Origin of the sequence: Streptomyces sp. NBC_00239 (assembly GCF_036194065.1) — a bacterium.
Classification (GTDB): domain Bacteria; phylum Actinomycetota; class Actinomycetes; order Streptomycetales; family Streptomycetaceae; genus Streptomyces.
In genome coordinates this window covers 4,901,161-4,914,616 of the sequence record NZ_CP108095.1, presented here as the reverse complement: position 1 = coordinate 4,914,616, position 13,456 = coordinate 4,901,161, and the positions used below count along the sequence as shown (strand labels likewise).

Below are 13,456 nucleotides of genomic sequence, written 5' to 3'. Positions count from 1 at the left end.
GATGGCCGCCTCCCCCTCCTCCTCCGTCTCCGCCGGCGCGTCGTACGACCGCTCCTCGGCGACCCGGTTCCCGGTCTCCGTGGACACCGCCCTGCGGGCCGCGGGCTGGCAGCCCGGCCGCTGGGACATCAAGCAGGCCGAGTACTGGGCCGACGCGCTGCGCGACCACACCACCCCGGCGGGCCACCGGCACACCGTCTTCCCCGCCGCCGTCGAGGCGTGGGCGGAGTTCGGCGGCCTCAGCTACGGTCCGGCCGGCCCCGGCCGCCAGATAGCCCCGGCGCCCGTCCGGCTCGACCCGCTCACCGGGCTGCACCTCGCCCGTACGTTCGCCGACCTGGGGCGCGCCCTCGACACCCACGTCTGCCCGCTCGGCATCGAGACCGACGGCCGCAGCCACCTGGCGATCGACGCGGGCGGCCGGGTCTACGGCATCGACCACACCGGCGACTGGTACCTCGGCGCGGGCATCGACGAAGCCCTCACCACGCTCCTCACCGGCCTCCAGCCGGTCCGCCTCACGACGGCCTGACCACCCCCAACCCCTCCGGCGTTCGCACCCTCCAACCCCTCCGGCGCTTACACCCTCAGCCCCGCTCGCACCCTCCAACCCCTCCGGCGCTTGCCCCGCCAGCCCCTCCGGCGCTTACACCCTCAGCCCCTCCGGCGTTTGAGGAGCGGGTCCGGGCAGAGCCCGGTGCCCGGCGCCAGCCGGGTTGCTTGGGGCTCCGCCCCAAACCCCGCGCCTCAAACGCCGGCGAGGCCGGGAATTGCACCCCAAGGCGTCAGCGAGGCACGGGCGGGCCCCGCACAGGTCCGCCTCAGACGCCGGGGAGGCCGGTGGGCTCCCCTTCGCACCGGTCCGGCAACACCGCCGACACCCGGAAGCCGCCCGCGTCCGTGGGCCCGGACACGAACACCCCGCCGAGCCCCAGCACCCGCTCCCGCATGCCGACCAGCCCGTTGCCCCCGCTGGGCAGCCCGGCGCCGGCCGCCTGCGCGTCCGAGGGCCCGTTCTCCACCTGCATGGCGACCTCGTCGCCGCGGTGGGCCAGGCGCACCGTGACCCGCGCGCCCGGCGCGTGCTTGTGGCAGTTGGTCAGCGCCTCCTGCACCACCCGGTAGGCGGTCTGCTCCACCTCCGGGCGGTACGGCCGCGCGTCCCCGCGCACGTCGAGCTCCACCACCATCCCGGCCGCGCGGGACTGCCCGACCAGCGCCTCGATCTCCACCAGCGCCGGCCCGCCGTCCTCCACCACGTTCCCCGCCAGGGCGAGCACCTGCGCCACCGGCGCCCGCGCCGGCTCGCTGGCCCGCAGCACCCCGAGCATCTCCCGCAGTTCCGTCAACGCCTGCCGGCCCATGTCCCCCAACAGGGCGGCATTGCGCACCGCCTTCGCAGGGTCCTTGACCGCGACCGCCTCCAGCGCCGCCGCGTGCACCACCATCAGGCTCACCCGGTGCGCCACGACGTCGTGCATCTCGCGCGCGATCCGCGTCCGCTCCTCCGTACGGGCCCACTCGGCCCGCTCCTCGGCCCGGTCCGCGAGCAGCGACAGCTCCCTCTCCAGCGAGTCGGCACGCTCCTGGAGGCTCTCCATCAGCCGCCGCCGTGCCCCTATGTACAGGCCGAGCAGGACCGGCGGCGCGGTCAGCGCCACCGCCATGAACACCGAGAGCACCACGACGTACGACCGGTCGGCGGTGCCCACGTCCCCCTGGGTGCGCACGTAGGTGACGACGAAGGTGCCCACCAGCGACATCGAGGCCAGCACGGCGGTGATCCGGCGCGGCACCTCGGAGGCGGCCAGCGTGTACAGGCCGACGATCCCGAGGAGGAAGCCCATCACCGCCGGGGTCACCGCGATGCCCACCAGGACGACGGCCGCCGGCCAGCGCCGCCGCAGCACCAGGGTCGCCCCCACGACCAGCCCGAACACCACTCCCACCGGCAGCGGCAGCGAGGCGTCCCGGGCGAAGCCGACGCCCTCCACCGCGCACTCGACCGCGGACACCCCGGCCAGCGCGACATCGAGCACGGCGGCCCGCCGCCGTTCCCACCACAGGGGCCCGTCCCGTCCGGCCCCGCCCTGCTGTTCCCCCGTACTGGTCATACCGCCCACCCTACGGTCGGCCCCACGGCGCGCCCACGGGAAATAACCCGTGGCGAGATCACCCTCGAGGGCCTCGTTTCCGCACTTTCACCGTCGCATTCGAGGGGGTTGGTGCGGCATAGTAGGTCCGGTCGACGGGACCAGGACGGCACATTGTCCGGTTCAGTCGAATTAATCCCCTGTGGTGTAATTGGCAGCACTGAGGCTTTTGGTGCCTTATGTTCGGGTTCGAGTCCTGACAGGGGAGCCCACACGCGGGGGTCCCGGCCGTATCGGCCGGGACCCCCGCGTCGTTTCCGGACCCGACCGCCGGCGCCCGCGGCCCGCACGCGCCCCCGGCCTGGACCCGTGTCCGTGCAGGCTCCGGACCCGCGCCCGTCCGCGGTCGGGACCCGTGCTCGTTAACGGAGCTAAACGCCCCGGTATCCTTCGGTGGTCCACCCCCGAAGCCGAAGGGCACACCCGTGAGCGCCAACCGCCCGGCAGCCGTCGTCGTCCTCGCAGCGGGTGAGGGCACCCGCATGAAGTCGGCCACCCCCAAGGTCCTCCACGAACTCTGCGGGCGCTCGCTCGTCGGACACGTCGTCGCCGCCTCCCGCGAGCTGGAGCCGCAGCACCTCGTCGTCGTCGTGGGACACGCCCGCGAGCGGGTCGCCGCCCACCTCGCCGCGATCGACACCGAGGTCCGCACCGCCGTCCAGTACGAGCAGAACGGCACCGGCCACGCGGTCCGGATGGCCCTGGAGGAGCTCGGGGGCCCGCTCACCGGGACCGTCGTCGTGGTCTGCGGGGACACCCCGCTGCTGACCGGCACGACCCTGGCGCAGCTCACCGCGACCCACGAGGCCGACGGCAACGCCGTCACCGTGCTCACCGCAGAGGTGCCCGACTCCACCGGCTACGGCCGGATCATCCGGGACGCGGCCACCGGCGCCGTCACCGCGATCGTGGAGCACAAGGACGCCACCGACGCCCAGCGGGCCGTCCGCGAGATCAACTCCGGCGTGTTCGCCTTCGACGGCGCACTGCTCGCCGACGCCCTCGGCAAGGTCCGTACGGACAACAGCCAGGGCGAGGAGTACCTGACCGACGTGCTGGGCATCCTGCGCGAGGCCGGGCACCGGGTGGGCGCCGCGGTCGGCGGGGACCACCGGGAGATCCTGGGCATCAACAACCGGGTGCAGCTGGCCGAGGCCCGGGCGCTGCTGAACGCGCGCCTCCTGGAGCAGGCCATGCTGGCCGGCGTGACGGTGGTGGACCCGGCGTCCACGTTCGTCGACGTGACGGTCGCTTTCGGCCAGGACGCGGTCATCCACCCGGGCACGCAGCTGCTGGGCGCCACCCGGATCGCCGAAGGCGCCGAGGTCGGCCCCAACACGCGCCTGAAGGACACCGTGGTGGGCCCGCGGGCCCGGGTGGACAACTCGGTCGCGGACTCGGCCGTGATCGGCGAGGCGGCGAACGTGGGGCCGTTCGCGTACCTGCGTCCGGGCACCGACCTGGGCGCGAAGTCCAAGGCCGGCGCGTACGTCGAGATGAAGAACGCGACGATCGGCGAGGGCTCGAAGGTGCCCCACCTGTCGTACGTGGGCGACGCCACGATCGGCGAGTACTCGAACATCGGCGCCGCGAGCGTCTTCGTGAACTACGACGGCGAGCACAAGCACCACTCCACGGTCGGCTCGCACTGCCGGACCGGTTCGGACAACATGTTTGTGGCACCCGTCACCATCGGAGACGGCGCCTACACCGCCGCGGGCTCCGTGATCACGAAGGACGTGCCGCCGGGCGCCCTGGCGGTGGCCCGGGGCCAGCAGCGGAATATCGAGGGCTGGGTGGCCCGTAAGCGTCCGGGAAGCGCCGCCGCACAGGCGGCTCAGTCGGCGGAACAGCCTGCCGCCGGCGAAGTCTGACCGGAAACAGGTGCGCCGCTGACGGCGTACCGTGATAGGTGCACGCAATTCGGCTGGCTCACCGTGCGCGGGACGGACGCGCACGGGGGCGCAGCAGCTTTCAACACGTCTGAGGAGACTGTGCTGTGACCGGGATCAAGACGACCGGCGAGAAGAAGCTGATGCTCTTCTCCGGCCGCGCCCACCCCGAGCTGGCCGAGGAGGTCGCGCACCAGCTGGGCGTCGGCCTCGTGCCGACCAAGGCCTTCGACTTCGCCAACGGTGAGATCTACGTCCGCTTCGAGGAGTCGGCGCGCGGCGCGGACTGCTTCCTGATGCAGAGCCACACGGCTCCCATCAACAAGTGGGTCATGGAGCAGCTCATCATGATCGACGCGCTCAAGCGCGCGTCGGCCCGCTCGATCACCGTGATCATCCCGTCCTACGGTTACGCCCGTCAGGACAAGAAGCACAAGGGTCGCGAGCCGATCTCGGCGCGCCTGGTGGCCGACCTGCTGAAGACGGCGGGTGCCGACCGCATCCTCACCGTCGACCTGCACACGGACCAGATCCAGGGCTTCTTCGACGGTCCGGTGGACCACCTGTCGGCGCTGCCGGTGCTCGCGGACTACGTGGGCGCGAAGGTGGACCGCTCGAAGCTGACCATCGTGTCCCCGGACGCCGGCCGCGTGCGCGTCGCCGACCGCTGGTGCGACCGTCTGGACGCGCCGCTGGCGATCGTCCACAAGCGCCGCGACAAGGACGTCGCCAACCAGGTGACCGTCCACGAGGTCGTCGGTGACGTCAAGGGCCGCATCTGCGTCCTGGTCGACGACATGATCGACACCGGTGGCACGATCTGCGCCGCGGCCGAGGCGCTGTTCGCGCACGGCGCCGAGGACGTCATCGTGACGGCGACGCACGGCATCCTGTCGGGGCCGGCCGCGGACCGCCTGAAGAACTCGAAGGTGAGCGAGTTCGTGTTCACGAACACGCTGCCGGACCCGTCCGACCTGGAGCTCGACAAGATCACCGTGCTGTCGATCGCGCCGATGGTGGCGCGTGCGGTGCGCGAGGTCTTCGAGGACGGCTCGGTGACCTCGCTCTTCGAGGAGCAGCAGTAACAGCGCAGTGAGGTAGGGCTCTCGTAGAGATCCTTTTGAAGTGCGGCCTTCCCGCCGGGTAGACTCGTGAAGTTGCTCGGCGAGGGAGGCCGCACTTGCGTGCGGGTGCTCCGTTATCGACGCGCTCTTCGTAGCAGGCCGTAGAGGCCGGGTGACTGTGTCCGTTTCCATCACCCCACGAGGAGTGAGCATGTCCGAGGTCAAGCTTTCCGCCGTTGTCCGTGACACCTTCGGCAAGGGCTCTGCCCGCCAGGCCCGTCGCGCCGCCCAGACCCCCGCGGTCATCTACGGCCACGGCCAGGCCCCCAAGCACGTCAACGTCGAGGCCCACGGCCTGATGATGGCGCTGAAGACCCCGAACGTCCTGATCTCCCTGGACATCGCGGGCGACGGCACCGAGCTGGTCATCCCGAAGGCGATCCAGCGTCACCCGCTGAAGCGCTCCATCTCGCACGTCGACTTCCTGATCGTCCAGAAGGGCGAGAAGGTCACCGTCGACGTCGCGATCGTGACCGAGGGCGACCTGGCCGCCGGTGGCAACATGCTGGAGACCCTCCAGAACACCATCTCGGTCGAGGCCGAGGCCACCCACATCCCGACCGAGGTCACCGTCTCCATCGCGGGCCTCGAGGCCGGCGCGACCATCCACGCCAAGGACCTGGTCCTCCCGAAGGGCACCACCCTGGCCGTCGACGGTGACATCGCCGTCCTCCAGGTCGTCTCCCCGCAGGCCGAGGAGCCGGCCGCCGAGGCCGAGGGCACCGAGGCCTGAGCCTCTGCCTCTCCGGGCTAGGGCTTGAGGGTTTTCCGGCTTTTGCCGAACGACCGCCGTGCTGCTCCACTGGGAGCGGGACGGCGGTCGTCCCATGTTGAGGAGCTTTTCTGATGGCGGATGATGCGACGGTTCCGTGGCTGATCGTGGGTCTGGGCAATCCGGGCGCCGAGTACGCGGGCAATCGCCACAACATCGGTTTCATGGTGGCCGACCTGCTGGCAGAGCGGATCGGCGGCAAGTTCAAGGCGCACAAGGCGCGGGCGCAGGTGCTGGAGGGCCGGATCGGTCCGCCCGGGCCGGCGAACCGCCGGGTGATCCTGGCCAAGCCGATGTCGTTCATGAACCTGTCGGGCGGGCCGGTGACGGCGCTGCGGGACTTCTACAAGGTGCCGGTGGAGCGGATCGTCGCGGTCCACGACGAGCTGGACATCGACTACGCGACGCTGCGGCTGAAGCTCGGCGGCGGGGACAACGGGCACAACGGCCTGAAGTCGATGACGAAGTCGATGGGTGCGGACTACCACCGGGTGCGCTGCGGGATCGGGCGCCCGCCGGGCCGGATGCAGGTCGCCGACTTCGTGCTCAAGGACTTCTCGTCCACGGAGCGCAAGGAGCTGGACTGGTTCGTGGACCGGTCGGCGGACGCGGTGGAGTCGCTGGTCCTGGAGGGCCTGGAGCGGGCCCAGTCCACGTACAACTCCTGACCTTCGCGCGCCGGTGTCCCCCGGGGCGCGGCGCGTACGGGGAAGCCCCCCGGCCCGGTTGCGGGCGCGGGGGGCTTCGTCGTGCCGTGGGGCGGGCCGTCAGCCGGTGTTGCGCAGGCCGGCGGCGACGCCGTTGACGGTGAGGAGCAGCGCCCGGCCGAGCAGCGGGTCCGGGTCCTCGCCGCGGGCGGCGGCGGCGCGCTGGCGGGCGAGCAGGGAGACCTGGAGGTAGGAGATCGGGTCCAGGTAGGCGTCGCGGACGGCGAACGTCTGCTGCAGGACCGGCTGGGAGTCGAGGAGCTTCTCGCCGCCGGTGATGCGCAGGACCTCGCGGACCGTGAGCTCGTGTTCGGCCTCGATGGTGGCGAAGACGTGCTTGAGCTCGTCGGGCACGAGGGTGTCGACGTAGTGGCGGGCGATCCGCAGGTCGGTCTTGGCCAGCGTCATCTCGACGTTGGACAGGAAGTTACGGAAGAAGCCCCAGCGCTCCTGCATTTCGGCGAGCACGTCCTCCTGGCCGGCGTCGCGCAGCGCCTTGAGGCCGGAGCCGACGCCGTACCAGCCGGGGACGATCTGGCGGGACTGGGTCCAGCCGAACACCCACGGGATGGCGCGCAGGCCGTCGAGGCCGGCGCCGGAGTCGGGGCGGCGGGAGGGCCGCGAGCCGAGGTGGAGGTCGGCGAGCTGGTCGACGGGGGTGGCCGCGAAGAAGTACGACGGCAGGTCGGGGTCTTCGACGAGCGCCCGGTAGGCGTCGTGCGCGGCGTCGGAGACGGTGTCCATGGCCGCGTCCCAGCGGGAGAGGGCCTCGTCGGACTGGCGCGGCGCGGTGTGCAGGGCGGAGGCCTGCAGGGTGGCGGCGACGGTCAGTTCGAGGTTCTCGCGGGCCAGCGACGGGACGAGGTACTTGTCGGAGATGACCTCGCCCTGCTCGGTGACCTTGATCTCGCCTTCGAGGGTGCCCCAGGGCTGGGCGAGGATCGCGTCGTGCGAGGGGCCGCCGCCGCGGCCGACGGTGCCGCCGCGGCCGTGGAAGAGGCGCAGCCGGACGCCGTAGCGGTGGGCGACGTCACGCAGTCGGCGCTGGGCGCGGTGGATCTCCCACTGGCTGGTGGTGATGCCGCCGAACTTGGAGGAGTCCGAGTAGCCGAGCATGACCTCCTGGACGTCGCCGCGCAGGGAGACCAGGCGGCGGTAGGAGGGGTCGGCGAGCATCGCGTCGAGGATGACGTCGGCGGCCTTGAGCTCGTCGGTGGTCTCCAGGAGCGGCACGATGCCGATCTTGGCCCAGCCGCCGTGCAGGTCGATGAGGCCGGCCTCGCGGGCGAGGAGGGCCGCGGCGAAGACGTCGTCGGCGCCCTGGCACATCGAGATGATGTACGACTCGATGACCTCGGGGCCGAACTTCTCGAAGGCGTCCTTGATGGTGTCGAAGACGCCGAGGGTCTTCTGGCCGGCCGCGTCGAGCGGGGCCGGGGTGGGTGCGAGGGGGCGGCGCGAGCGCAGCTCCTTCGCGAGGAGCTTCTGCCGGTAGTCGCGCGGCATGTCCGCGTACCGCCAGGACTCCTCGCCGAGCCGGTCGAAGAGCTGCCCGAGCGCGTGGTGGTGCGCGTCGGCGTGCTCGCGCACGTCCATGGTGGCGAGCTGCAGGCCGAAGGCGGCGAGGGTGCGGATGGTGCGGTCCATGCGGCCGTCGGCGAAGAGCGCGCCGCGGTGTTCGCGCAGGGAGGTCTGGATGAGGGTGAGGTCGCTGAGCAGCTCGGCGGTGCCGAGGTAGTCGCGGCCCTCCTCGTGCGGGGTGCCCTTGGCGAGGCGGTCCCGGGTGTTGACCAGCTTCTGGCGGATGCAGGTGGCCTTGAGCCGGTAGGGCTCTTCCGCGTTGAGGCGCTTGTAGCGGGGGCTGATCTCGGGGAGTCGTTCGAGGTCGGCCTGGAGCGAGGTGAGGAGCTCCTCGGTGGCGCCGGCGTAGCGGATGGAGTTCGAGAGCAGTCCGCGCAGGAAGTCGACGAGTTCGAGGGCGTCGGTGATGCCGTGCTCGTGCTGGAGGATCAGCACCTCGCGGGTGACCTCGGGGGTGACGTTGGGGTTGCCGTCGCGGTCACCGCCGATCCACGTGCCGAAGGTGAGCGGGCGGGTGCCCGGCGGCAGCTCGACGCCGACGCGCTGGAGCTCCGCGGCGAGGTCCTCCAGGACGTCGCCGACGGCTCCGGCGTGCAGCTCGTCGAGGTAGTAGATCGCGTTGCGGGCCTCGTCGGAGGGCTCGGGGCGGACCACGCGCAGCTCGTCGGTCTGCCAGATGAGGTCGATGTTCTCGGCGAGCCGCAGGTCGTGGCGGCGGCGGTCGCCGGCGCCGGTGACGGGCTCCTCCAGGAGGGCGGCGATGCGGCGCAGCTTGTTCAGGACGCTGCGGCGGGCGGCCTCGGTGGGGTGGGCCGTGAAGACGGGCCGGACGTTGAGGTTGCGGACCGTCTCGCGCAGGTGCTCGGGGTCGGCGTCCTTGAGCATGTCGGCGGTGCGGGCCAGCAGGCCGCCTTCGGCCGCGCGGTGGGCGCGCAGCTCCTTGCCGCGGTGCACCTGCTCGGTGACGTTGGCGAGGTGGAAGTAGGTGGAGAAGGCGCGTACCAGCCGGGCGGCGGTCTCCAGGTCGGTGTCGCCGAGCAGCTCGGCGGCGGCCTCGCCGTCGGTGCGGGTGAGGGCGCGGACGCGTTCGACGAGGTCGAGGAGGTCCTGGCCTTCCTGGCGTACGAGGGTCTCGCCGAGGAGGTCGCCGAGGCGGCGGATGTCCGCACGCAGCTCTGCGTTGGCGTTGTGGGCCGGGGCGGCGGTGCCCTGGACGGCGGAGGTGTGGTCGGCACTGCTCACAGGTGCGGCTCCTTGCAGTGTTCGAGCGCTACTGGGAGGTGGGGTCCGGGGACGGGCACGCGGCGGTGCTTCCCCGGATGGTGTCCGGAGGGTTCCCCGCGTGGTGCGCAGCCCCGGGCTGCCCGTGCGGACCGCGCTGTCCGACGGGACCAAGGATAGGTGTCGCCGGTATAGGTCCGGTCGCATGTCTCGCGGGGCGGACGGATGCCCTTGGCCGGAGGGGCCCTCGCTGAGATACTTACGTTGCCGTAGGTTACGGGTCCGTAGCCTCGGTGACCGCCGGGGTCCGCAGCCTCGGCGACCGCCGAATGCCTCACCCTCAGGGGAACGTCATGACGATCAGCCCGGATGTGCTCGAAGAGAACCCGGAGGGGCCCGGCGTCGAACCGGAATCCGCCACGCTGGGCGGGGAGAGCAAGCGGTCCGTCGAGCAGATCGCGCTGCTCCTCTTCATCGTCGTGCCGTTCGTGGCGCTGGCCGCGGCGGTGCCGCTGGCGTGGGGCTGGGGGGTGAGCTGGCTGGACCTGGGTCTGATGGTGTTCATGTACTTCCTGGCCTGCCACGGCATCACCATCGGTTTCCACCGTTACTTCACGCACGGTTCCTTCAAGGCGACGCGGCCGCTGCGGATCGCGCTGGCGATCGCGGGCTCGATGGCGGTGGAGGGTCCGCTGGTGCGGTGGGTGGCGGACCACCGCAAGCACCACAAGTTCTCGGACGACGAGGGCGACCCGCATTCGCCCTGGCGGTTCGGCGAGACGCTGCCGGCGCTGATGAAGGGCCTGTGGTGGGCCCACATCGGGTGGCTGTTCGACGAGGAGCAGACGAACCAGCAGAAGTACGCCCCCGACCTGATCAAGGACCCCGCGATCCGGCGGATCAGCCGTGACTTCGTGTTCTGGACGATCCTGTCGCTGGCGATCCCGCCGCTCGTGGGCGGTCTGGTGACGATGTCCTGGTGGGGCGCGTTCACGGCGTTCTTCTGGGGGTCCCTGGTGCGGGTGTCCCTGCTGCACCACGTGACGTGGTCGATCAACTCGATCTGCCACGCAGTGGGGCAGCGCCCGTTCAAGTCCCGCGACCGTTCGGGCAACGTGTGGTGGCTGGCGGTGCTGTCCTGCGGCGAGTCGTGGCACAACCTGCACCACGCCGATCCGACCTCGGCGCGCCACGGCGTGCTGCGCGGGCAGGTCGACTCCAGCGCGCGGCTGATCCGCTGGTTCGAGCTGGCCGGATGGGCCTCCGACGTGCGGTGGCCGTCGGAGGCGCGGATCGACGCCCGGCGCAAGGAGAAGGCTGCGAACGCGGCATGATGGGTGACGTGGCGATCGACGGCAGCAACTCCAGCAACGACAAGCCCCGGCGTGGCCGCCGGGTCCGGATGACGGGCGCCGAACGGCGTCAGCAACTGCTCGACATCGGTCGCACCCTCTTCGCGGAGAAGGGTTTCGAAGGCACCTCGGTGGAGGAGATCGCGGCGAAGGCCGGGGTGTCCAAGCCGGTGGTGTACGAACACTTCGGCGGCAAGGAGGGCCTGTACGCGGTCGTCGTCGACCGGGAGATGCGGCAGCTGCTGGACGGGGTGACGGGCGCGCTGACGGCGGGCCACCCCCGGGAGCTGCTGGAGCAGGCGGCCTTCGCACTGCTGGACTACATCGAGAGCTACACGGACGGCTTCCGGATCCTGGTCCGGGACTCGCCGGTGGCCCAGTCCACGGGCACCTTCGCCTCGCTGATCAGTGACATCGCCACGCAGGTCGAGGACATTCTGGGGCTGGAGTTCAAGGCCCGCGGCTTCGACCCGAAGCTGGCGCCGCTGTACGCGCAGGCGCTGGTGGGCATGGTCGCGCTGACGGGCCAGTGGTGGCTGGAGACCCGCCGCCCGAAGAAGGCGGAGGTCGCGGCGCACCTGGTGAACCTGGCCTGGCACGGGCTGGACGGCCTGGAGGCGAAGCCGCGGCTGGTGGGGCACCGCAAGAGCTGAGCTGAGCTGAGCTGAGCCGCGCCTGATACCCGCATCGCGCTCCCTGTACACCCTTCGCGAGAAAGGTTGTACAGGGAGCGTCTTCTTTTTTCCGGAACCGGCCATATAGCTTTCTCGCAGACTTTCGGGGGATCCCTCTCCGCGCCCACGTGTGCCGCGGAGTCCTGTACACCCGGCCGCACTCCCCCGGCGGCCCGACACCACCGTCCCTGGGGGGACCTTGAACACCTCGCGCCACCAGCGCGCCGGCCGCATCGCGGCCTGCACCGCCCTCGCCCTGTCCGCCGGCACGCTGCTGGCCGCGACCCCGGCGTCCGCCGCCGGCTCCGACGTGCCGCCGCGCGGCGCGGTGGAGCGGGTCGCCCCGAAGCCGGACCGGAAGGTCGACCTGGAACTGCCGGCTTCCGTGCGCCGCGGCACCTTCGCGGCCACCGGCGAGGCCGCCGCGCCGCGCTACGACGCCGACCACGACGGCCGCGCAGACGTGCTCTACCGGGGCATCGACGGCCACTACTACGTGGGCTCGCACGACAGCTCCGCCGACATCCAGGTCACGATCGGCCAGAGCACCGAGACCCTGGCCTACAAGGACGTCATCCCGGTCGGAGACGTGCACGGGGACGCGGCGAGCTACAGCGACCTGCTGGCCCTCGGCGCGGACGGGCGGCTGTCGCTGTTCGAGGGTCACGGGACTCTGGGGTCGGCCTTCACCGCGACCTGGTCCGGCGGTGGCTGGCAGATGTACAACAAGGTCTTCTCGCCCGGCGACCTGACCGGCGACGGCAGGGCCGACCTGCTGGCCCGCACCCACGCCGGCGCGCTCTACCTGTACGAGGCCAGCGGCGTCCTGAGCTCGCCGTTCAAGTCGGCGGTCAAGATCGGCGCGGGCTGGCAGGCCTTCGACCAGCTGGTCGGCGCGAACGACATCAACGGCGACGCGATCGCCGACGTCGTGGCCCGCAACGCCTCCGGCGACCTGTTCTCGTACCTGGGCACCGGCGTCGCCGCCACGCCGTTCAAGCCGGCGGCCAAGATCGGCACCGGCTACCAGATCTACAACCAGCTCGTCGGCGTCGACGACATCGACGGCGACGGCAACGGCGACCTGTTCGCGCGCACCCCCTCCGGCCAGCTGTACCTGTACCCGGCCAACGGCACCGGCGGGGTCGAGGCCCGCGTCGCGCTCGGCACCGGCTTCAACGCCGTCACCCAGTTCGCGGGCCAGGGCGGCGTCCCGGACTTCGACCGTGCGGACCTGTTCGCCCGCGACGCCGCCGGCACCATGTGGTGGTACTACTCCAAGAACAACGGCACGCTGGCCAAGCGTCAGCAGGTGGGTCCGACCGCCGGATGGAAGGGCGCGAAGTTCTCCACCGCGTCCGCCCTCCGCCCCCAGTACGGCTTCGCCGACATGCTGGAGGTCTACAGCGGCAAGCTGTACGTGAACGGCGAGCCGGTGACCTCCGGCTGGCAGATCTACAACCACGTCTTCGGCCCCGGCGACCTGTCCGGCGACGGCAAGGGCGACCTGCTGGCCCGTGACGGCGGCGGCACGCTCTACCTCTACCGCGGCAACGGCGCCGGCACCGGCTTCGCCTCCCGCGTCAAGGTCGGCGCGGGCTGGGGCGGCTTCAACAAGCTGACCGGCGCCGGCGACCTCACCGGTGACGGCCGCGCCGACCTGCTGGCCCGCGCGACCAACGGCGACCTGTACGTCTACCCGGGCACCGGCCAGGCGGCCGTGCCGTTCGCGGCGCGCGTCAAGGTCGGCACCGGCTTCGGCATCTACAAGAACCTGGTGGTCACCGGCGACCTGACCGGCGACGGCCGCGCCGACCTCGTCGCGACCGACTCGGCGGGCACGCTGTGGCGCTACGACTCGTACGGCAACACGAAGCTCACCGCCCGCGCGAAGGTCGGAACGGGTTACCAGATCTACCCGAACCTGTACTAATTTTCTGAGGTGCCCCACCCCTGCGACAGGGGCGGGGCACCTGTTCG

General features: G+C 71.5%; 10 protein-coding genes and 1 tRNA gene. 9 read left to right on the top strand and 2 right to left on the bottom strand.

The features are described from left to right. Nucleotide 1: 1 nt before the first annotated feature. The gene (locus tag OG764_RS21715; RefSeq protein WP_328970083.1) at nucleotides 2–532 is read left to right on the top strand and encodes an SUKH-3 domain-containing protein; all 531 of its coding nucleotides are present in this window, start codon (nucleotides 2–4) and stop codon (nucleotides 530–532) included. Between the two features lie 289 nt (nucleotides 533–821). Here OG764_RS21715 and OG764_RS21710 read toward each other — a convergent pair whose 3' ends face one another. Further along, nucleotides 822–2,114, bottom strand: coding sequence for a sensor histidine kinase (locus tag OG764_RS21710; RefSeq protein ID WP_328970082.1), 1,293 nt, complete (start codon nucleotides 2,112–2,114; stop codon nucleotides 822–824). Between the two features lie 175 nt (nucleotides 2,115–2,289). Between OG764_RS21710 and OG764_RS21705 the strand changes: the two genes are divergently transcribed. The 5 genes from OG764_RS21705 (at nucleotide 2,290) to pth (ending at nucleotide 6,609) form a co-directional block, all read left to right on the top strand. Next, nucleotides 2,290–2,361, top strand: a tRNA-Gln gene (locus OG764_RS21705). A gap of 217 nt (nucleotides 2,362–2,578) precedes the next feature. Then, complete coding sequence (gene glmU, locus OG764_RS21700) at nucleotides 2,579–4,027, top strand: bifunctional UDP-N-acetylglucosamine diphosphorylase/glucosamine-1-phosphate N-acetyltransferase GlmU (RefSeq protein ID WP_328970081.1); 1,449 nt, start codon at nucleotides 2,579–2,581, stop codon at nucleotides 4,025–4,027. 125 nt (nucleotides 4,028–4,152) lie between these two features. Beyond that, complete coding sequence (locus OG764_RS21695; RefSeq protein WP_328970080.1) at nucleotides 4,153–5,130, top strand: ribose-phosphate diphosphokinase; 978 nt, start codon at nucleotides 4,153–4,155, stop codon at nucleotides 5,128–5,130. Nucleotides 5,131–5,320: 190 nt separating this feature from the next. Then, nucleotides 5,321–5,902: a 50S ribosomal protein L25/general stress protein Ctc gene (locus OG764_RS21690; RefSeq protein ID WP_328970079.1), complete on the top strand. Its 582-nt coding sequence runs from the start codon at nucleotides 5,321–5,323 to the stop codon at nucleotides 5,900–5,902. A gap of 113 nt (nucleotides 5,903–6,015) precedes the next feature. Further along, the gene (gene pth, locus OG764_RS21685; protein WP_328970078.1) at nucleotides 6,016–6,609 is read left to right on the top strand and encodes an aminoacyl-tRNA hydrolase; all 594 of its coding nucleotides are present in this window, start codon (nucleotides 6,016–6,018) and stop codon (nucleotides 6,607–6,609) included. A gap of 99 nt (nucleotides 6,610–6,708) precedes the next feature. Here the strand turns inward: pth and ppc are convergent, their stop codons facing one another. After that, on the bottom strand, nucleotides 6,709–9,471 hold the full coding sequence (ppc, locus tag OG764_RS21680; RefSeq protein ID WP_443056010.1) for a phosphoenolpyruvate carboxylase: 2,763 nt from the start codon (nucleotides 9,469–9,471) through the stop codon (nucleotides 6,709–6,711). A 332-nt stretch (nucleotides 9,472–9,803) separates the two neighbouring features. Between ppc and OG764_RS21675 the strand changes: the two genes are divergently transcribed. The 3 genes from OG764_RS21675 to OG764_RS21665 all read left to right on the top strand — a co-directional run bounded on the left by OG764_RS21675 (nucleotide 9,804) and on the right by OG764_RS21665 (nucleotide 13,409). After that, a complete protein-coding gene (locus OG764_RS21675) occupies nucleotides 9,804–10,784 on the top strand; it encodes an acyl-CoA desaturase (RefSeq protein WP_328970077.1) in 981 nt (326 codons plus the stop codon). Then, nucleotides 10,781–11,455 carry a TetR/AcrR family transcriptional regulator gene (locus OG764_RS21670; RefSeq protein WP_328970076.1) on the top strand — a complete coding sequence of 225 codons (675 nt, stop codon included), beginning with the start codon at nucleotides 10,781–10,783 and terminating at the stop codon, nucleotides 11,453–11,455. The genes OG764_RS21675 and OG764_RS21670 overlap by 4 nt, the downstream gene beginning before the upstream one ends. A 220-nt stretch (nucleotides 11,456–11,675) precedes the next feature. Continuing rightward, complete coding sequence (locus tag OG764_RS21665) at nucleotides 11,676–13,409, top strand: FG-GAP repeat domain-containing protein (RefSeq protein WP_328970075.1); 1,734 nt, start codon at nucleotides 11,676–11,678, stop codon at nucleotides 13,407–13,409. Nucleotides 13,410–13,456: the final 47 nt, after the last annotated feature.

What these genes read in the sequence shown, in the direction of transcription:
- OG764_RS21715 (WP_328970083.1), top strand. Translation starts at nt 2, where the DNA reads ATGGCCGCCTCCCCCTCCTCCTCCGTCTCCGCCGGCGCGTCGTACGAC.
- OG764_RS21710 (WP_328970082.1), bottom strand. Translation starts at nt 2,114, where the DNA reads ATGACCAGTACGGGGGAACAGCAGGGCGGGGCCGGACGGGACGGGCCC.
- OG764_RS21690 (WP_328970079.1), top strand. Translation starts at nt 5,321, where the DNA reads ATGTCCGAGGTCAAGCTTTCCGCCGTTGTCCGTGACACCTTCGGCAAG.
- pth (WP_328970078.1), top strand. Translation starts at nt 6,016, where the DNA reads ATGGCGGATGATGCGACGGTTCCGTGGCTGATCGTGGGTCTGGGCAAT.
- OG764_RS21675 (WP_328970077.1), top strand. Translation starts at nt 9,804, where the DNA reads ATGACGATCAGCCCGGATGTGCTCGAAGAGAACCCGGAGGGGCCCGGC.
- OG764_RS21670 (WP_328970076.1), top strand. Translation starts at nt 10,781, where the DNA reads ATGATGGGTGACGTGGCGATCGACGGCAGCAACTCCAGCAACGACAAG.